The sequence below is a fragment of the Pseudooceanicola batsensis HTCC2597 genome, from assembly GCF_000152725.1.
Taxonomy (GTDB): Bacteria; Pseudomonadota; Alphaproteobacteria; order Rhodobacterales; family Rhodobacteraceae; genus Pseudooceanicola; species Pseudooceanicola batsensis.
In genome coordinates this window covers 219,015-238,631 of the sequence record NZ_CH724131.1, presented here as the reverse complement: position 1 = coordinate 238,631, position 19,617 = coordinate 219,015, and the positions used below count along the sequence as shown (strand labels likewise).

General features: G+C 67.7%; 17 protein-coding genes and 1 pseudogene. 11 read left to right on the top strand and 7 right to left on the bottom strand.

All coding sequences use genetic code 11. The annotated features are described in order from the left end of the window. Positions 1-54 precede the first annotated feature (54 nt). The 6 genes from OB2597_RS05255 to OB2597_RS05230 all read left to right on the top strand — a co-directional run bounded on the left by OB2597_RS05255 (position 55) and on the right by OB2597_RS05230 (position 5,615). Positions 55-546, top strand: a complete 492-nt coding sequence (locus tag OB2597_RS05255; RefSeq protein ID WP_009804487.1) for a TRAP transporter small permease subunit — start codon at positions 55-57, stop codon at positions 544-546. After that, entirely contained in the window at positions 546-1,868 is a 1,323-nt protein-coding gene (locus tag OB2597_RS05250; protein ID WP_009804486.1) for a TRAP transporter large permease, read from the top strand. Before OB2597_RS05255 ends, OB2597_RS05250 begins: the two co-directional genes overlap by 1 nt. A 197-nt stretch (positions 1,869-2,065) precedes the next feature. Next, entirely contained in the window at positions 2,066-2,710 is a 645-nt protein-coding gene (locus OB2597_RS05245) for a sensor histidine kinase (protein WP_009804485.1), read from the top strand. Next, a complete protein-coding gene (locus OB2597_RS05240; RefSeq protein WP_009804484.1) occupies positions 2,707-3,444 on the top strand; it encodes a Crp/Fnr family transcriptional regulator in 738 nt (245 codons plus the stop codon). The genes OB2597_RS05245 and OB2597_RS05240 overlap by 4 nt, the downstream gene beginning before the upstream one ends. Before the next feature lie 37 nt (positions 3,445-3,481). Beyond that, the gene (locus tag OB2597_RS05235; protein ID WP_009804483.1) at positions 3,482-3,712 is read left to right on the top strand and encodes a DUF6894 family protein; all 231 of its coding nucleotides are present in this window, start codon (positions 3,482-3,484) and stop codon (positions 3,710-3,712) included. A gap of 538 nt (positions 3,713-4,250) precedes the next feature. Beyond that, positions 4,251-5,615: an APC family permease gene (locus tag OB2597_RS05230; protein WP_009804482.1), complete on the top strand. Its 1,365-nt coding sequence runs from the start codon at positions 4,251-4,253 to the stop codon at positions 5,613-5,615. Between the two features lie 5 nt (positions 5,616-5,620). Here OB2597_RS05230 and OB2597_RS22385 read toward each other — a convergent pair whose 3' ends face one another. The 3 genes and pseudogenes from OB2597_RS22385 to OB2597_RS05220 form a co-directional block, all read right to left on the bottom strand. Continuing rightward, positions 5,621-5,857 carry a hypothetical protein gene (locus OB2597_RS22385; protein ID WP_009804481.1) on the bottom strand — a complete coding sequence of 79 codons (237 nt, stop codon included), beginning with the start codon at positions 5,855-5,857 and terminating at the stop codon, positions 5,621-5,623. 286 nt (positions 5,858-6,143) lie between these two features. Further along, positions 6,144-6,536: pseudogene (locus OB2597_RS22730) on the bottom strand (NAD(P)H-binding protein); the annotation flags it as partial. Positions 6,537-6,548: 12 nt separating this feature from the next. Next, complete coding sequence (locus OB2597_RS05220; protein ID WP_009804479.1) at positions 6,549-7,034, bottom strand: YciE/YciF ferroxidase family protein; 486 nt, start codon at positions 7,032-7,034, stop codon at positions 6,549-6,551. Between the two features lie 215 nt (positions 7,035-7,249). Here OB2597_RS05220 and OB2597_RS05215 point away from each other — a divergent pair, with 215 nt between their 5' ends. After that, complete coding sequence (locus tag OB2597_RS05215) at positions 7,250-8,596, top strand: ATP-grasp domain-containing protein (RefSeq protein WP_009804478.1); 1,347 nt, start codon at positions 7,250-7,252, stop codon at positions 8,594-8,596. Positions 8,597-8,631: 35 nt separating this feature from the next. Then, positions 8,632-10,665: a CocE/NonD family hydrolase gene (locus OB2597_RS05210; RefSeq protein ID WP_009804477.1), complete on the top strand. Its 2,034-nt coding sequence runs from the start codon at positions 8,632-8,634 to the stop codon at positions 10,663-10,665. A gap of 158 nt (positions 10,666-10,823) precedes the next feature. Here OB2597_RS05210 and OB2597_RS05205 read toward each other — a convergent pair whose 3' ends face one another. The 4 genes from OB2597_RS05205 to OB2597_RS05190 all read right to left on the bottom strand — a co-directional run bounded on the left by OB2597_RS05205 (position 10,824) and on the right by OB2597_RS05190 (position 14,390). Beyond that, a complete protein-coding gene (locus OB2597_RS05205; RefSeq protein WP_009804476.1) occupies positions 10,824-11,018 on the bottom strand; it encodes a hypothetical protein in 195 nt (64 codons plus the stop codon). Between the two features lie 81 nt (positions 11,019-11,099). Beyond that, entirely contained in the window at positions 11,100-13,160 is a 2,061-nt protein-coding gene (locus tag OB2597_RS05200) for a catalase (RefSeq protein WP_009804475.1), read from the bottom strand. Positions 13,161-13,356: 196 nt separating this feature from the next. Then, on the bottom strand, positions 13,357-13,689 hold the full coding sequence (locus tag OB2597_RS05195; RefSeq protein ID WP_009804474.1) for a hypothetical protein: 333 nt from the start codon (positions 13,687-13,689) through the stop codon (positions 13,357-13,359). A gap of 113 nt (positions 13,690-13,802) precedes the next feature. Continuing rightward, a complete protein-coding gene (locus tag OB2597_RS05190) occupies positions 13,803-14,390 on the bottom strand; it encodes an exopolysaccharide biosynthesis protein (RefSeq protein ID WP_009804473.1) in 588 nt (195 codons plus the stop codon). Positions 14,391-14,535: 145 nt separating this feature from the next. On the opposite strand from OB2597_RS05190, the gene OB2597_RS05185 reads away from it, so the two are divergent. The 3 genes from OB2597_RS05185 (at position 14,536) to OB2597_RS05175 (ending at position 19,351) form a co-directional block, all read left to right on the top strand. Then, entirely contained in the window at positions 14,536-15,954 is a 1,419-nt protein-coding gene (locus OB2597_RS05185) for a dihydrolipoyl dehydrogenase (protein ID WP_009804472.1), read from the top strand. A 186-nt stretch (positions 15,955-16,140) separates the two neighbouring features. Continuing rightward, positions 16,141-18,450: an FdhF/YdeP family oxidoreductase gene (locus OB2597_RS05180; RefSeq protein ID WP_009804471.1), complete on the top strand. Its 2,310-nt coding sequence runs from the start codon at positions 16,141-16,143 to the stop codon at positions 18,448-18,450. A gap of 67 nt (positions 18,451-18,517) precedes the next feature. Further along, positions 18,518-19,351: a DUF305 domain-containing protein gene (locus OB2597_RS05175; RefSeq protein WP_009804470.1), complete on the top strand. Its 834-nt coding sequence runs from the start codon at positions 18,518-18,520 to the stop codon at positions 19,349-19,351. Positions 19,352-19,617: the final 266 nt, after the last annotated feature.

Below are 19,617 nucleotides of genomic sequence, written 5' to 3'. Positions count from 1 at the left end.
CATCTCGGCCGCGCCCGCGTCAGGGCGCGGCCTGCCGACGACCGGAGACCGCTCATGACCGCCATTGCCGAGGGCATCACCGCCCTGAACCGGCTGCTCTTCGCGCTGGCCAAATGGCTGGTCTACGCGATCGTCCTGCTGATGTTGTGGGAGGTGCTGTCCCGCTACCTGGTGCAGGCGCCGACCTCCTGGGCGCCGGAACTGGCCACGCTGATCTTCGGTCCCTTCTTCCTGCTCGGCGGTCCGTACCTGCTGCACATCGGCGGGCACGTGGCCGTCGATGTCCTGTCGGAACGCGCGACGGGCGGCTTTGCCAAGATCCTGAAGATCATCGGCTTCATCCTCGCCGCGGCCTTCGGCGCGATCCTTCTGTGGTTCGCCGTGCCGCTGGCGGTCCAGTCCTGGGAATACGGCGAGACGAGTTATTCCGCCTGGAACCCGGTGATCTGGCCCGCCAAGGCGTTCCTGCCGCTGGCCTCGGCGCTTCTGCTCCTGCAGGCGCTGGCCGAAATCGTGCTGACCCTCGGCGACGAGGAGGCGGCGTGATGGAAAGCTCTCTCATCCTCGTCTTCATGTTCACCTCGCTGGTGGTCTTCATGCTCTCGGGCGCGGGGCTGGCCTTTGTGCTGGGGGCGATCGCCTTCATCTCGACCATCCTGCTCTGGGGGCCGTCGGCGCTGATCGTCGCGGTTCTCAACACGTTCGAGACGATGACGTCCGAAGCGCTGATGGCGATCCCGCTCTACGTGCTCATGGCGTCGATCCTGCAGAAATCGGCGATCATCGAGGCGCTCTACGATGCGATGGAAACGTGGTTCTCCGGCGTGAACGGCGGGCTGGCCGTGGGCACCATAGCGATCTGCACCATCCTCGCCGCCATGACCGGCGTCGTCGGCGCCGCGGTCGCGGCCATGGGGATCCTCGCGCTGCCCTCGATGCTGGCGCGGGGCTATCACCCGCCGCTGGCGCTCGGCGCGATCTGCGCGGGCGGCACGCTCGGGATCCTGATCCCGCCATCGGTCGTCACCATCGTCTACGCGATCACCGCCCAGATCTCGATCGGCAAGATGTTCGCCGCGGGCATCGTGCCGGGCCTGATCCTGGCGGGCAGCTACGCCGCCTACATCGTGATCCGTACCTGGCTGAACCCGGCGCTGGCGCCCAAGCCGGAACAGGCCTCTGCCGTTCCGCTGTCGGCGAAGCTTGCCAAGACGAAATCGCTGATCCTGCCGGGCCTCGTGGTGCTGGGGGTCCTGGGCTCGATCTACGCCGGTATCGCCACCCCGACCGAAGCTGCGGCGGTCGGGGTGCTCGGCGCCGCCGCCTCGGCCATCGTGACGCGCAAGCTGACGCTGCCCATGCTCTCCGAGGCGGCCGCGGACACGCTGCGCGTCACCGCCATGATCCTCTGGATCACCATCGGCGCGCGTGCCTTCATCTCGGTCTTCGTGGCGACGGGCGGTGCGGACAGCCTGCTGAACTTTGTCGAGACGCTTGAGGCCTCGCGCTGGATCGTGCTGGGCGTCATGGTGCTGGTTCTGATCTTCCTCGGCCTCTTCCTGGACGAGATCGGGATCATCCTGCTCTGCGTGCCGGTGTTCCTTCCCATCGTCACGGTGCTGGAGTTCGATCCGCTGTGGTTCGGCGTGCTCTTCATGATCACCGCCCAGATGGCCTATATCACGCCGCCCTTCGGCTATACCCTGTTCTACCTCAAGGGCGTCCTGCCCGAGGGCATCAGCATCGGCCAGGTCTATCGCGGGGTCATTCCCTTCTTCCTGATCCAGGTCGTGGTGCTGATCCTGTTCGCGCTCTTCCCCTCGCTGGTGACCTGGCTGCCCGAGATGCTGTCGGCCCGCATGAAGTGACGCCCGAAGGGCCGCCCACGCGCGCATGACCGGGCGGCCCGACGCCCCGGCGCGCGCGTGGTCCTGCCACCGGTTGTTCCTCACGCGCGATTTACCGCCGGTCGGCCCTGCAACCAACAATTGTTGGGGACGGGGCCGTGCGCGACCCGACACCATACGGGACAGGAATCCCTCTGACCTGCATGAAAGGGGAAGGCATGGAAGATTTCACGTCCAACATGGAAACGCTCAGGGTCGCCGAGATACGCCACAGGATGAGCAACGGGTTCCAGCTTCTGCAATCCTTCACGCGTCAGCAGCTGTCGAAGAGCGAAAACCGCGAGGCGCGGGAAAGGCTGGCGCAAGTCCTGCGCCAGATCGAGACGGTGGCCGCCCAGCAGAGTGCGCTGTCCGAGGCGGACTCGGGCAACCTGGCCGGCTTCGCGCAAGAGATGGAACCGCTCTGGCGGCGAATCGGGGAACAGGCCGGCATCGAGGTGCACGTCCGGTTCGATGCCGACGCGCCCTTTTCGCCCCTGGCCTCCGAGACCGCCGCGCGAATACTGCTCGAGGCAGTGAGCAATTGCATCGAACACGCCTTTCCCGAAGGGGAGGGCGGCAGAGTCGAGATCGATGTCACCGTGATCGACGGGCATCATTGCCGGGTTCGCGTCACCGATGACGGCCACGGAATGAAGAATGCCGGCCGCGGGCAGGGAACCCGCATCATCGCCTCGCTCGCCGCCGAGCTGGGTGGTGTCGCCGCATGGTCCGACCGCGATGGCGGCGGGACCGTGATGAAGATCGATTTTCCTGTTAACCTGCCAGAGACCGTGGAGACCATGACCCAAGCAACCATATGACACACACCCCGAACGAGAACGTCCTTGCGCGGAAACTCTGGAATGCCGGACCGCTCGATCCGGAAGATCTCCGGCGGCTCGACCAGGTCATCGCGGACCCGTTCGAGCTGGACGCCCGCGAGGATCTGATCCAGCACGGCGAGGATCCGCAGAACGTGCATCTCGTGCTCAGCGGCATGGTGTGCCGGTACAAGGTGCTGCCGAACGGCAAGCGGGCCATCGTCGCCCTGATGCTGCCCGGTGACATCTGCGACCTGCATGTCGCGATCCTGGGCCGCATGGATCACAGCATCGGCACGTTGACCGATTGCCGGCTGGTGAAGATCTCCCGCCGGACGATCGACGACCTGCTCGACAACCACCCGCGGATCCGCCGGGCCCTGTTCTGGTCCACGCTGGTGGACGAGGCGATCCTGCGGGAATGGCTGGTCAACATGGGGCGGCGGCGGGCCGATCAGCAGATGGCGCACCTGTTCTGCGAGGTCCATGCCCGGCTGAACGCAGTGGACCGGATGCACGGCGCCCTGCTGCCGCTGACCCAGGAGGAGTTGGCCGATATCCTCGGGATCTCCTCGGTCCATGCGCAACGGGTGCTGTCGGGGCTGCGCAAGAAGGAACTGGTGACGGTCCAAGACAGCCGCGTCGCCCTGCCGGACATCCGGCGGATCCGCGAATTCGCCCAGTTCGAGGGGGATTATCTGCATCTCGGCGAGGCCGCGGACAGCGGGGACTGAAAGCCGGGAACCAACAATTTTCAAGGAGGCGTCCGACATGCGATTCTACTTCGATGTCACGAATGGAGAGCACAGCCGCGACGACATCGGCACCGAGCTGGCGGACCGCGACGAGGCCCGGGCCGAGGCGCTTGCGGTACTCGCACCGATCGCCGGAGATGTCTTTCCCGACGAAAAGGCCTGCTCGGTATCGGTGACGGTCCGGGATTCGGATCGCAGGCCGATCTTCCAGGCGAGTCTGGCGCTGGTCGAGGGCTGGATAGATTAGCGGGCTTGCGGACTTTCTGTCTCGCCTGTGGCGCTTGGCGGGAACCAGGGCTCGGGATCGCCGGTTGCCCTGAAAGGAGGGCCGGTGCCATGGTCAGAGCCACCTCGGATTTCTCACGGACCGCGCCCCGGCCTGCGCCGCAGCGCCTCTTTCTTTCACGGCCCCATCCTCTACCCGCTAGATTGCACGTCTCAAGCCCCGTCCTCGCGGGGGCCGGGCGAGGCGGCCGGCCGTTCGGATTGAAATGGCTTCCGAGCTGCAGGCCTCGGCCCTCCCGGCGCGACTTTGCCCGAAGCACCGAACTTGCCGGCCGCCCGGCGGCCTCGACGGGTGGCGCCGCCCCGGCGCGCAGACTGGCACTGCCGCGCCCCGCTTGGATCGTTCACTGCCTCCGTTTCATCGTGCACCCGCCCGGAGAGTTGCACGAACGGGGAGGGCCGGGGGCGGGGGACGTCCGGGCTCTGCCTGGCCCGGCGATCCTGTTGCCCCGGCGTGATCGATCGCGGCTTTCCCCGACGCCCGCGCCCGAGGGCGCGACGTGAGCGCCGGCGGAGTGACCGAGACCGGACCGGAGGAGCCGGGCGCGGACGACGGCAAGCTCAAGCGCGCCATCGGCCCCGGACTGCTGCTTCTCTTCATCGTCGGCGATGTCCTGGGAACGGGGATCTACGCCCTGACCGGCAAGGTGGCGGCAGAGGTGGGAGGCATCGTCTGGCTGCCCTTCCTCGTTGCCTTCGTCGTCGCGGCCCTGACGGCCTGCAGCTATCTCGAACTGGTGACCAAGTATCCCAAGGCTGCCGGCGCCGCGCTCTATACAGAAAAGGCGTTCGGCATCCACTTCGTCACCTTTCTCGTGGCCTTCGCCGTCATGTCTTCGGGCCTGACCTCGTCCTCCACCGCCGCCCGCGCCTTTGCCGAGAACTTCTCGAACGGCTTCGCGCTCGACCTCGGGGGGTGGGCGGTCACGCTGATCGGGCTGGGCTTTGTCGCCGTCATCGCCCTGATCAACATGCGCGGGGTCGGGGAGAGCGTGATGGTCAACGCGGTCTTCACCTGCATCGAGCTGACCGGGCTGATCATCATCGTCGTGATCGGCATGATGGTCTTCGGCGCGGGCGAGGCCGACATTGCCAAGGCCTTCGACTTCGGCGACCGGGAAGAGGGCATCTTCTGGCCGGTCATCGCCGGCACGACACTGGCCTTCTTCGCCATGGTCGGGTTCGAGGATTCCGTCAACATGGCCGAAGAGACCAAGCGGCCGGGCCGGACCTTCCCCAAGATGCTCTTCGGAGGGCTGGCCATCGCCGCGCTGCTCTATCTGGTGGTGTCCATCGTCGCGATTTCCATCGTGCCGGTCGACGAACTGGCGGAAGGGGACACGCCGCTGCTGAAGGTGGTCGAGGCGGGCGCTCCCGGCTTTCCGCCATGGATCTTCGGCCTGATCACGATGATCGCCGTCGGCAATTCGGCCCTGATCAACCTGCTGATGGCCAGCCGGCTGGTCTATGGCATGAGCGAGGAGGGCGTGCTGCCCAAGGTGCTGGGCAAGGTGAACCGCGCGCGGCAGACCCCCACCACCGCGATCATCTTCACCACGCTGCTGGCCGCCGGGCTGATCACCTTCGTGGGCGCCGTGCCGGAACTGGGCGGCACCACCGCGCTGCTGCTGCTGGGCGTCTTCACGGTGGTCAATATCGCGGTGCTGGTCCTGAAGCGCGACAAGGTCGATCACCCGCATTTCCGGACCCCGGTCTGGGTGGCCGTGGCGGGCGCCGTGACCTGTGCCTTTCTGGTGGGGCCATGGACAGGCCGCGATCCGTCGCAATACACCATCGCCACCGTGCTGATCGGCATCGGCGTGGCGCTCTGGGTGGTGACCCGGCTGTGGATGCGCCGGGGATAGGGTTTTCACCGGCCGGTGTCGTCCGGACCCGGCTGGTCGACCCGTCCCCGCCGCTCGAGGTCGGCGATGATGTCCCTCGGGGTGATGCCCAGATCGGTCAGGCCGGGCAGATCGGGCGATGCGGTGTTGCCGCCCCGCATCAGCGCCACCTGCGCGCGCGTGATCGGAGCCGAGGGCAGGCGTTCGGCCAGGGCGGCAAGGCCCTGCCAGAGCGCGAAGGGCACCGGAAGGGTCCAGGACACGCCGAACGCCTGCCTTGGCCACACGGTGCACGAGCTCGGCATAGGCATAGCTTTCCGGGCCGCCGAATTCGTAGAGGGGACGCGGCTGCGCCCCGGTCAGCAGCCGCCCGATGGCCCGGGCGACATCGTCGCGATGCACCGGCTGCAACCGGGTGTCTCCGTTGCCGAAGAGGGGAAAGAGGGGCTGGAACCGGGTCAGGCCGAGGATCGTCGCGCGGATGGGATCGTCCCCTCCGACCATGACCGAGGGGCGCACGATGGCCACGAAGGGGCAGGCGGCGCGCACGGCCGCCTCGCCCCGGCCTCGCGACCGGATGAAGGCATCGGAGGAGCCGGCGTCGGCACCGATCCCGGAAACATGAATGTATCGGCAAAGCCCGGCCTCTCGCGCCGCCTCCGCCAGCCGGGCGGCCCCCTCGACATGGATCGCATCGAATGTGGTTCCGCCATGCTCGACATAGAGACTGACGGCGTTGACCGCGCCCTCGGCCCCGTCCAGCGCCGGCTCGAGCGTGTCGGGGCGCCGGATGTCGGCCCGGACCGGCGTGATATTCTCCGCCGCGGCGACATGCTCCGGGTGGCGGGCCGCGACACGCACCTGGTGCCCGTCGCGCACCAGGTGGCGGACGATGCGGCTGCCGAGAAACCCGGTGCCGCCGAAGACGGTGAAGCGGGCCATTGCTCTGCCCGGTCAGGCCGCCTCGGCGTTGACCTTGCCTTGCGCGATCTCGGTCAGCCGGGCATCGGCACCGCGCGCTTCCTCGACCGCCGCTTCCAGGGTTTCCCGGTCGGCAAGGTCCAGCTGTCGTGCCCAGCCGGCGAGCGAGCCGTGGACCGCCATGCCATAGTGCAGGATGCGCTGGACCGACGCGATCAGCGCCGCATCCCGCACTGCCGGGTCGGCGATGTCTTCCACCCAGTCGAGGGCTTCGCGCAGGATCGCCCGCATCGAGCCGTCAGTGTGGCCGCGGTCGGCGACCTCGTGCATCTCGAGCAGACCGCTCAGCTGTTGCGCGTGCCGGCGCGCCGCGGGCATGTCGTCGGACAGGACCTCGCGCAGGGACGGATCGTTGGCTTTCTCGGCGAAACGGGGCAGCGCCTCGGCGAACTGTGCCTCGAACGAGGCGGCCTCCTGCAGTTCGGTGAAATAGAGCGCTTTCAGACTGTCGGTTTGCATGGGTACCTCCATCGCTTCTGGCATTGGATGCCGGCGGGTCGCCGGGGGCCCGGCGCCCGTGTCTGTCGGGGCGGAAACAGCCCGGGCGGCCGCATGTTCCAGCCAAAAGGGCAGGCAGCGGAAAAACGCGTTGCCGAGCACCGACCTCGGAACGCGAGAGGGGCCGGTGCCGTTTTGCGTGCACTGGGCTGACGCCCCTACCGGAGGGAATCCAAATGGCAAAACGACCCGCAGCGACTGGATCGCGCAAGAGAAAACTCGTCTGCATCGTCGGATCCGACGACTTCCATCAGGCGATGATCGGCCGCGTGCCGGAAGCCGAGGACTGGCAGCTCGAGCAGGTTCTGCATCGCACCGATGTGCAGCCGCACCGGGGCACGTTCGATTTCGACGCGCTCTATGACAAGGCGCGCGCCATCATCGACGGCTTCGACCGTCCGCCGGATGCGATCGTCGGCCATCTGGATTTCCCGGTGACCGCGGTGGTCAGCCTGCTGTGCCGCCACTACGGGCTGACGGGCGCCTCGCCCGAGGCGGTCGCTCGCTGCGAACACAAGTTCTGGATGCGCGAAAGCCAGCGCGAGGTGATGCCGGAAAAGACGCCCGAGGTGCGGGCGGTCAATCCCTTCGCGCTGGACGCCGCCGACAAGCCGCCGATGAAGTTCCCCTTCTGGCTGAAACCGGTCAAGGGACATTCCTCGATGCTGGGCTTCCGCGTGCGCGAACCCTCGGAATACGGCCGCGCCCTTCATGCCTGCCGTCAGGCCATCCACCGCTACGGAGAGCCCTTCAACGCCTTCCTGGCGCATCTCTCGGACGGCGTGCGCCCGCCGGACAATGTCGACGGCAACTATGCCATCGCCGAGGAGCTGATCACCGAAGAGCAGCTGTTCACCATCGAGGGCTACGTCCACGACGGCAAGGCCACCGCCTATGGCACGATCGAGACGCGGCGCACCGGCAAGCACATGTCGAGCCTGTCGAGCTATCATTATCCCGCCGAACTGCCGGAGACGGTCATCGAGGCAGGGCGCGAGCAGGTCGAGAAGGTGCTCAGGCAGGTGGAGTTCGACAACGGCCCTTTCAACGTCGAATTCTTTCACGACCCGGATTCGGGCCGGCTGAACCTGCTCGAGATCAATCCGCGCCTGTCGAAGTCGCATTCGCCGCTCTTCGAGATGGTCGACGGCTGCACGCATCACAAGCAGGCGATCCAGCTGGCCCTCGGCCAGACGCCCGACGCCCCGGCGCGCAAGGGCACCAGCCCGATGGCGGCCAAGTTCATGGTGCGCAGCCACGAGGCGAACGGCATCGTACGCCGCGTCCCGCGCGAGGACGAGATCGACCGCCTACGCGCCCTCCTGCCCGATATCGTGGTCCAGATCCTGGTCGAGGAGAATCAGAACCTTGCCGATCTCGCCGATCAGGACAGCTATTCCTTCGAGCTGATGGACATCTTTCTCGGTGGCCGGGACGCCGAGTTCATCGAGGATGCCCATGACCGCTGCCGGGACTCGCTGGCTTTCATGATCCAGCCGATGCCGCGCCACCGCGTGCGCTGAGACCCCGCCGACACACGATCAGGCCAGGAGGCGAGATGAAGACCATTCGCGAATTTCCGCAGGAGATCATCGAGGAAGAGAACGTGTTCATCCCCGTCACGGACGGGCTGCACCTGGCGGCCCGGATCTGGCGGCCCAAGGGATCCGGGCGGCATCCGGTGCCGGCGATCCTGGAATACATACCCTACCGCAAGCGTTTCGGCACCTCGGTGCGGGACGAACATACGCATCCCTATCTTGCCGGTCACGGCTATGCCTGTGTGCGGCTCGACATCCGCGGCAGCGGCGAGAGCGAGGGGGTGCTGACCGACGAATACCTCCAGAGCGAACTGGACGACGGGGTGGCGGCGCTGCACTGGATCGCCGATCAGCCCTGGTGCGACGGCAATATCGGAATGATGGGCATCTCCTGGGGCGGCTTCAACGGACTTCAGATCGCCGCGCTCCAGCCCGAGCCGCTGAAGGCGGTGGTCACCATGTCCTCGACCGACGACCGTTATTCCGACGACATCCACCACATGGGCGGCTGCCTGCTGGGCGACAACCTCAGCTGGTCCTCGGTCATGTTCTCCTACAATACCATGCCGCCCGATCCCGCGCTGGTGGGAGAGCGCTGGCGCGACATGTGGCTGGAGCGGCTCGACGGCTCGGGCCTGTGGCTGAAGACCTGGCTGCAGCACCAGCGCAGAGATGCCTACTGGCGCCACGGCTCGGTGCGCGAGGACTACTCCGCGATAAAGGTGCCGGTCTTCGCCGTCAGCGGCTGGGCGGACGGCTACACCAATTCCGTCTTCCGCCTGATGGAGCATCTCGACGTGCCGCGAAAGGGGCTGGTCGGGCCATGGGGGCACATCTACCCCCACTTCGGCCGCCCCGGCCCGGCGATCGACTTCCTGTCCGAACTGCTGCGCTGGTGGGACCGCTGGCTGAAGGGCATCGACACCGGCGTCGACGAGGACCCGATGATCTGCGCCTGGATGCAGGACAGCGCCCCGCCCAACCCCGAATACGACATGCGGCCCGGCAGATGGGTGACCGAAGGCACCTGGCCCGCGCCGGATATCCACCGAGAACGCTATGTCATCGCCGAGGGCCGCACCCTTCGGTTCGAGGGTCCGGACCCCGCTGAGGGCGAGCCCGAGGTCGACCTGGACGTGCAGTCGCCGGTGACGCTCGGGCTGCACTCCGGAAAATGGTGCTCTTACGCCAACGGCCCGGACCTGGCGGGCGACCAGCGCGCGGACGACGGCGGCGCGCTGGTGTTCCAGACCGATCCGCTGGAAGAGGACATGGAACTTCTGGGCGCGCCGGAGGTCGAACTGGAACTCGCCAGCGACCGCCCCGTCGCCATGGTGGCCGTGCGTCTGTCGGACATGCGCCCCGATCACCAGGTGACGCGGGTCACATACGGCATGCTCAACCTCACCCACCACGGCAGCCGCGACCATCCCGGGGAACTGGAGCCGGGTCGTTTCTACCGGGTGCGGGTGCCGCTGTGCTATATCGCGCAGCGGATCCCCAAGGGACACCGCGTGCGCCTGTCGATCTCGACGGTCTACTGGCCGCTGGCCTGGACGCCGCCCGAGCCGGTGCGCCTGACCATCCGTACCGAAAAGAGCGCCTTGACGCTGCCCTGCCGCCCGGCGGACCCGGATGCCACCGTCCCCGAATTCGGAGAACCGGTGCAGGCGCCCGGACCCAGGGTCACTTCGCTTGCGCCGCCGGAGCATGAATGGATGATCCGGCAGGACCTCGGCCGCCGCTGGACCGAACTGCGCGTGACCGACGATCGCGGCGTGATGCGGCTGGACGACATCGATCTGACCACGGGCGCCCGCGCGGTCGAGCGGTACGGCGCCCGTCCCGGAGATTTCACCTCGCCCACGGGCGAGACGGAATGGGTGCGCACGCTGGAACGCGGCGACTGGAAGATCGAGACGCGGACCCGGACGCGGCTGACCTCGGATCGCGACAACTTCTATCTGACGGCCGAACTCGACGCCTGGGAGGGCGGCGCGCGCGTGCGCTGCCTCAGCTGGAACGAGACCATACCGCGTGACATGATCTGAGCGGCGCCGGATCGGGTCCGGCGCAGATGACGCGTCGTCCCCGCATCGTGCCCGCCTCGTGCCCCGCGCCGCCTCGGGACCGGCCGTGCCCGCCTCACCCGCGACCTCGGCGGTCCCGGGCGGGGCGGGCCAGCTTGGCCGGCCCCGGGCCGAACGGGTCAGTAGGTGCCCGGCGGGTCGCTCGCCGGAAAGGATTCGTCGGCGGTCTCGTCGACGATGTCCCAGCGGCGGGGCGGGTTCCGCATCTGGCCCGGCCCCGCATCGCGCACGTGGCGCGGGGTCGAGGGGCGGGTGCGTTTGTAAGTGCGATAGGCCAGTATCCCGGCCGCGGCACCCAGTAGCAATCTCAGCATGTCAGTTCCTTTCGTTTGTGGGGGCGGCCCGAGCGGCTGTCCGTCCGCCGCGACCGGCGGGCCGCGGCGGACGGAACGGGCTCAGGCGGCCCGGTCCCAGAAGCGCAGCCGGCCACAGGCTTTCAGGAAGCTTCCGGCCGCCTCGGCATCGTTCAGCGTGTGCACGCCCTCGTCGGGCTCTGCCGGGACCGCGGCGGGCCAGAACCCCTCTCTTGCGGCGGGCGAGAGCGCGATGAACTTCATGTGTGCGCGGGCGTCGGCCAGAAAGGTCTTGGCCCCGTGCATCCCGCCCAGCGTCTTCGCACCGTCCGGCGAGGCGATCACGGCCACCGCGTCGTAGATCACCGAGGGCGCGCCATCGAGCTTCTGATCGGCCTCGATCCTGCGGCCGCCTTCGGCAGTGACGCCGCCGACCTTTTGCGCGACCACCTCGACCATGGCGCCGGCGCCCTCGGCCGCCTCCTTCAGCGCGTCGAAGAGACCCGCATCGATCCCGTCGGTCAGCAGCACGCCCAGCTTGCGCCCGGCAAAGCTGTCGGGGGCGTTCTTCAGGATGCTGAGGGCAGGGGAAGGTTCCGTTTCGATCACCGGGCGGGCCGGCTCGGCCGCTACGGGCATCTCTTCCAGCCCCAGGCTATCGGCCACGGCCTCGGCGAGGCCCTCGTCCACGTTGCGCAGGTGCGAGACCATGCGCTGGCGGATCGCCAGCCGCTCGACCTTGGACAATTCGAAGGTGAAGGCGTTGACGATGTGGTCCTTCTCGACGTCGGTCTGGCTAAGATAGAACTGCCGCGCCTGGCTGTAGTGGTCGGCGAAGGTCTCGGACCGCACCCGTTCCTTGGGGCCCGCCTCTTCGGCCGGATAGGAGCGGAACCCCCGTTCGGGGTCCTCGCGCGGGCCCTCGCCATGACTGTTCGGCTCGTAATTGGCGCGGCCGCGCGGGTTGTGCATCGCCATGTGCCCGTCCTGCTGGAGATGCGCGAAGGGGCATTTCGGAGCGTTGACGGGAATATGGTTGAAGTTCGGGCTGCCCAGCCGTTTCAGCTGGGTGTCCAGATACGAGAAGTTGCGCCCCTGCAGCAGCGGGTCGTTCGAGTGGTCGATGCCGCGCACGATGTTGCCGGTCTGGAAGGCCACCTGTTCGGTGTCCATGAAGAAGTTGTCGGGCATCCGGTCCAGCGTCAGCGTGCCCACCTTGCGCACCGGCACCTGTTCCTCGGGAATGATCTTGGTGGCATCCAGCACATCGAAGTCGAACCTGTCGGCAAAGTCGTCGTCGAAGATCTGCAGCCCGAGGTCCCATTGCGGGTAGTCGCCCGCGTTGATCGCGTCCCAGAGGTCGCGGCGGTGGAAGTCGGGATCGGCGCCGTTCACCTTGACCGCCTCGTCCCAGAGCACCGATTGCATCCCTTGCCGGGGTTTCCAGTGGAACTTGACGAAGGTCGACTTGCCCTCGGCATTCACCAGCCGGAAGGTGTGCACGCCGAAGCCTTCCATGAAGCGGAACGAGCGCGGGATCGTCCGGTCGGACATGATCCAGAGCGCCATGTTGATCGACTCGGGCATCAGCGAGATAAAATCCCAGAAGTTGTCATGCGCGGTCTGCGCCTGCGGGAAGGCGCGGTCGGGTTCCTGCTTGGCGGCATGGATCAGGTCGGGGAACTTGATCGCGTCCTGGATGAAGAAGACGGGAATGTTGTTGCCCACCAGATCCCAGTTGCCTTCCTTGGTGTAGAACTTGGTGGCGAAGCCGCGCACGTCGCGGGCGAGATCCGGCGACCCCTTGTTGCCGGCGACGGTCGAGAAGCGCACGAAGACCTCGGTCTTCTCGCCGACTTCGGTCAGCACCTTGGCACAGGTGATGTCGGAGAGATCCTCCTTCAGCTCGAAGGTGCCGTGGGCGCCGTAGCCGCGGGCGTGCACGACCCTCTCGGGGATGCGCTCGTGATCGAAATGAAAGAGCTTTTCGCGAAAGATCTGGTCCTCGATCAAGCTCGGGCCCCGGGGCGCGATCTTGAGCGTGTTCTGATCGTCCGCGATGGGCGTGCCCACCTGGGTGGTCATGGTTTCGTGTCCGTCGCCCGCCTGCTGGTGCGTCTCGCCGCCCTTGCCGGTCGTGGTCCTGGTCGTGTCGCTCGTCATCTTCGTGCCTTTCTCTGGTTCAGCCTGACGGTCTTTCGAGGTCGCGTGCCTGGCGGGCGCCACGGGATCGTCTCCCCCGGTGGTCCCTGTGGCCGGGGACAGGCGCCTGAGCTGGGTGCTGTCGATCAACGCCCTCGGCGCGAAATGGATCCCCGCGGGGGCGAGGTGCCCCGCCTCCTGCCCATTCCGGTGCGTGTCACGCCAGCCAGGCCACAAGGGCGAGGACGGCAATCAGCACCAGCACGACCAGCGAGATGGTGCCCGGTTTCAACCGGTTCCCCTGAAGCTGCTCCGGGCCCTTCTTGCTGTCGGCGGGCAGATCGCGGCGGGCCTCGGCGGCGGCGGCCTTCTCGACCTGTTCGGGGCTCGGGGGCGTGCCGGCGGCCTCGTCGTCGGTCCCCAGCGGCGCGGCGGCGGGATCGGAAAAGGCGACCTTGTCGCCGGCGCCACCCCGGTCGATCACCTCGCGCAGCTGCGATGGTGTGGCGCTTCGGCGCGGGGTCTTGCCGTTCGGTGTGACGCGGCTCATGGCGTGATCCTCTCTCTTCTCGTGTATCGGGAATTCAACCGGCGGGCGGCGGCTGCGTTCCCTGTCCGTATCCCGACCGGCCCCTCCGGCGTTTCCGGTCCTTGAAGGCGCGGTCAGGAAAGCAACATCTGCCCCACCACGACGAAGCCGATGGCCGCCACCGCATAGGCGGCGAGCATCAGCGCCCCGTCCCTCAGGGTCAGCGCCAGCCCGATCATGGCGATGGCGAGCATCGGCGCGCTGCTGGCAAAGGGGATCAGCTCGAGCGGCGGAACCGTCAGGCAGAGCGCGATGACGAGCGCCGCAGCCACCCGGGCCGAACCCGAGCCGGCAAAGCGGGGAAGCCGCTCGTGAAACCACCGGTCCAGCCAGCGGGCGAGGGGGCGCAGCTTTTGCGCGGACTTCCGGACCTTGTCGCCCTCGATCTCGCGCCGTTCCAGGAATCCCGGCAGCCACATGTGTTTGCGCCCCAGAGCGATTTGGCCAGCGAAAAGCACGATGATCAGCGCCAGAAGGCTCGGGACACCGGGGATGCCGCCCAGGGGCGTGATCTCGATCAGCGCGGGCACCACGAGAAAGGGGCCGAAGCCGCGATGGCCGAGGCTTTCGGTGATCTGTCCGACGGTCACCTCTTCCCCCTGCTCGGCGCAGCGGGAAAGGTCGTCGAGCATTTCGTTCACTTTTCCCTGTGTCTCGGCCATGGGGTCCTGCGCTCCGGTTCGGGGTTTTGGGTTAGAAGTCGGCGGGCGGGGTTTTGTTCCAAGGCCTCCCCGTGGCGCCCGGCTCGGCGCGGGGAACCTCACCCGCGGCGCGCGGTTGGATCTGCAAGCGGAAGGAGACAGGCAGATGACCACATTCACCACCGATGTCGCGGTGATCGGCGCCGGCACGGCCGGGCTCGCGGCAGAGCGTCATGCGCGCGAGACCGGGGCGACCACCCGGCTGATCGACCCGGCCTTCGCGGGGACGACCTGCGCCACGGTGGGCTGCATGCCCTCCAAGCTGCTGATCGCCGCGGCCGATGCGGCGCACGGCGCGAGGCAGGCCGGGGAGTTCGGGATCACGGCCGAGCCGCGGGTCGACGGGCCGGCGGTTCTGCGCCGGCTGCGCGCCATGCGCGACGATTTCGCCCGCGGCGTCCGCCAGTCCATCGACGCGCTGCCCGAAGGCACCTGCCTGAAAGCCCGCGCACGTTTCGAGGCGCCGGGCATCCTGGCGCTCGACACCGGCGACAGGGTCGAGGCACGGGCGGTGGTCATTGCCACCGGAGCCACCCCGGCTCTGCCGGGCCCCTACGAGGACGTCAGGGACCGCGTCCTGACCAACGAGACGGTCTTCGAGCTCGAGGACCTGCCCGAGAGCCTCGGGGTGATCGGCGCCGGCCCGCTGGGGCTGGAGATGGCCCAGGCGATGCACCGGTTGGGCGTCAGGGTGGAGGTCTTCGACGCGGGCGATCGGCTGGCCGGTCTGCCCTCCGACACCAGCGACGCTCTGCACGAGGTGCTGACGCGGTCCTTTCCCGTCCATCTCGATTGCAAGCCCGAACCCTCGGCCGACGGGGACGGCGTCACGCTGAAATGGGACGGCGGGCAGGCGCGCTTTGCGCGGCTGCTGGTCGCCGCCGGCCGCCCGCCCGCGCTCTCCGGGCTCGATCTGGAAAAGGCGGAGCTCGAGCTGGACGACCACGGCACGCCGGTCTTCGATGCCGCGACCATGCAGTGTGGCGACGCGCCGGTCTTCATCGCCGGGGACGCCAACCACGACCGGCCGCTGCTGCACGAGGCCTCTGACGAAGGCACCGTGGCGGGCCGCAACGCCGCCGCCTGGCCCGAACTGCGCCGGGCCGCACGCAAGGTCCCCCTGAGCATCTCCTTCACCCGGCCGGAGGCGGCGGTAATCGGGGCCATTCCGGAAGGCGACGGCCATGTCTGCGGCGAGATCGATTTTTCCGATCAGGGCCGCGCCAAGGTCGAGGGGCGGAACCACGGGCTGGCACGCCTCCACGCCCGCGCCGGCGACGGGCGTCTGGTGGGCGCGTCCCTCTGCGCCCCGGGAGGCGAGCAGCTGGCGCATCTTCTGGCCTGGGCGATCCAGTGCGAGATGACCGCCTCGGACATGCTTGACCTGCCGTTCTATCACCCGGTCCTGGCCGAGGGGCTGCAGACGGCCCTGCGCGACATCTGCCGGCAGGCGGGGCTGGAGCGGCCCTGGCAGCGTGACGACACGCCCCTGCCGGGGTCAAACGCCGGGGCTGCCGAGGAGTGATGCAGGGCCACCTGAACAGGGCGCGGCACGCGCGGCCCGAAGGTTCCAGGCCGGACGGGGGCGCGATCCGCCGCGCGCTCACCGCCCAGAGGGGACCCGTGGCAGCACCCGCATCGCACCGGTTTCGGAACATGACCGCCGCCTCGCCTGTTCCTGACAGGTAAGGCATGCCCCGCAGGAGTTCCCATGACAGACCCGACCCGCCGCCCGTCCCATGACAGCACGACGCAGGACCCGGACACCCCCTTCTACGACAAGGCCGCCGGCGGCTGGGGCTCGATGCACGGCATAAGCCACGTTTTCGGCGCGACCAAACCTTCGGCCGTGGCGTTGAAGATCCTGTCGAACCAGAACAAGGCGGGGGGCATGATGTGCACCTCCTGCGCCTGGGCGAAACCGGCCAAGCCGCACACGTTCGAATTCTGCGAGAACGGAGCCAAGGCCACCATGTGGGAGCTGGACAAGGCCCGCGCCGACCGCGATTTCTTCGAAGAGCACACCCTCTCGGATCTCAGGAACTGGCATGACCACGACCTCGAGAAGGCGGGCCGGCTGACCGAGCCGATGAAATACGACCCCGCCCGCGACCGCTATGTGCCGGTATCCTGGGACGAGGCTTTCGCCGCGATCGGCGGCGAACTGGCCGCGATGCCGCCCGAAGAGGCGGTATTCTATTCCTCGGGCCATGCCGGGCTCGAGGCCTCCTATCTCTTTGCCCTCTTCGCGCGGGCCATGGGGCACCAGAACCTGCCGCAGTCGTCGAACATGTGCCACGAGACGACGAGCGTGAACCTGCAGACCTTCATCGGCACGCCCGTCGGCACCTGCACGCTCGAGGATTTCGACCATTGCGACGCGATCTTCTTCTTCGGCCAGAACACCGGCTCGAACTCGCCGCGCTTTCTCCACACGCTGAAGGCGGCGGTCGAGCGCGGCTGCCGGATCGTTACCTTCAACCCGCTGCGCGAGCGCGGCCTGATCGAATTCGTCGATCCGCAGAACCCGGTGCAGATGACCGTCGGCCAGAGCACGCAGATCTCCGAACGCTATTACCAGCTGCGCCCGGGCGGTGACGTGGCCGTGCTGGCAGGGCTGATGAAATGCGTGCTGGCGGCCGAGGACGCGGCCCCCGGCACGGTGATCGACCGCGCCTTCATCGAGGCCGAGACGACCGGATACGACGAGATGGTCACGGCGGTGCGCGCCGCCCCCTGGGACGAGATCGAGCGCCACTCGGGCCTCACCCGCGCCATGATCGAGGAGGCGGCCGGGATCTACCTTTCGGCCGACAAGGCCATCGGCATCTATGGCATGGGCCTGACGCAGCACGTGAACGGCTGGCTGAACCTCGGGATGCTGTGCAACCTGCTGCTGATGCGCGGCAACATGGGCAAGGTCGGCGCCGGCATCTCGCCCGTGCGCGGCCATTCCAACGTGCAGGGCCAGCGCACCGTCGGCGTGGGCGAGAAGGCGGCGCACATGCCCGCGGACAAGCTGCGGGAGATGTTCGACATCGACCCGCCCGAAAAGGACGGGCTGAATGCCGTCGGCGCCTGCGAGGGCATTCTGGAGGGCCGGGTGAAGGCGATGGTCTGCCTCGGCGGAAATCTCGTTCGCGCCTTGCCCGACCGGGCGCGGATGGAAGAGGCCTGGTCGCGATTGCCGCTCACCGTGCATATCTCGACCAAGCTCAACCGCTCGCACCTGGTGCCGGGCACGAGCGGCTATCTGCTGCCCTGCCTCGGCCGCACCGACAAGGATATCCAGGCCTCGGGGCCGCAGGCGGTGACGATGGAGGATTCGCTCTCGCACATCTACGGCTCCCTCGGAGAGGGCGACCCGCCGAGCGAGCACGTCATGTCGGAGACCGCCATCGTTTGCGCCCTGGCGCAGGCCACGTTGCCCGACAACCCCAAACTCAGGTGGCGGGACTGGACGGCGAATTACGACCGCATCCGCGACCTGATCGCCGAGACCTATCCCGACGATTTCGCGGATTTCAACGCGCGGATGTTCGAGCCGGGCGGCTTCTATCGCGGCAACCCGGCCCGCAACCGCGACTGGAAGACCGAAAGCGGCAAGGCGCAGTTCACCACCCCCACGACCCTCTCGGCCCTGGGGGAGGCGCCCGCGGGCGAGGAGGTGATGACGCTGATCACCCTGCGCTCGAACGACCAGTTCAACACCACGATCTACGGCTTCTCGGACCGGCTGCGCGGGCTCGAGGGGAGCCGCATGATCGTGCTGATGAACCGCGACGAGATCGCCCGCCTGGGGCTGGAAGAGGGGCAGGAGATCGCCTTGACCTGCGCGGTCGAGGACGGCCACAGCCGGCGCGTCGACGGGCTCACCCTGACGGCCTACGACCTGCCCGCAGGCTGCGTGGCGGGCTATTACCCCGAACTCAACCCGCTGGTGCCGCTCGGCTATCACGAAAAGAATTCGCAGACCCCGGCCTACAAGGGCACGCCCGTCCGCATCTCGGGCACCGCATGAACGGCGAAACCATCACCCGCCGGTGCCTCCGCCCGGCCCGGCGGCGCCCTAAAGACAGGAGTAAGACATGACCTACACGCGCTTCGCCCTGATGATCGTCACCTCGACAGTGGTGATGTTCGTGCTGATGTATCTCAACACATACGCCGCCGAACACGTGTTCTTCAGCGAGACCCGGACCTACATGGCGATCCTGATGGGCGCCACGATGGCCTTCGTGATGCTCGCCTACATGGCCGCGATGTACCCCAGCCGGAAGGTCAACATCGGCATCTTCGCGGGGAGCGTGGTGGTCTTCGCGCTGTCGCTATGGCTTGTGCGCAGCCAGGCCACCGTGGGTGGTGAAAGCTACATGCGGGCGATGATCCCGCACCACTCCATCGCCATCATGACCTCGGAACGGGCGGATATCGAGGATGCGCGGGTCGGCAAGCTGGCGCATGAGATCAGCGCCGCGCAGAAAAAGGAGATCGCCGAGATGCGCGCGCTGATCGCCGATCTCGATGCGGGCCGCGTCGTCACCGAGATCTACGAAGACCCCGAGCCGCAGGCGGGCACGGTCGAGGATGCGCTGAACAACACGCTGCTGGCGGAGCTCGATCTCGCGCCGCTGACCGAGGACGAGGCCGGAGAGGCCGTGCCGGGGGGCGACACCTGCCACTTCCGGCGCACCCGCACCGAGGATCCGGTCCTGATCGCCGCGGCCGACGAAAGCGGGGCCGCCGTGCATCTGAACGGGGTGATCATCCCCCTCGAGCGGGCGCAGGGCGCGGCGGGCTATGCCACCGAAGGGCTCCGGCTCGCGGTCGATCCTGTCGAGGGGTGGCGGTCCGACAGCCGGCTGACCTTCGAGATCGAGTCCGGCCCGACAGTCGCCTACAGTGGCTTCTGGTCCTGCTGAACGGGGACCGTTCGCGGTTCTGCTCCTGAAAGAAGTCCACCTGCTTCGCGTCCGGAGAAGGAGATGGTCCCTCCGCGCAGGTCCGAGGCGCCGGCGGTGCTGAGCAGGGACGGTTCACCGGGACCGGGCACGGGAGGTGTGTGCCGGTTCCGTCTCGTCGACAGCGAAACGGACCATCCTTTCGCACGCGAACGACGAAATTGAGGTGGCCGCTCCGACACCATGGCCATCTCGGCCTCCGGAAAGGTGCCAAAAGATGACAACGC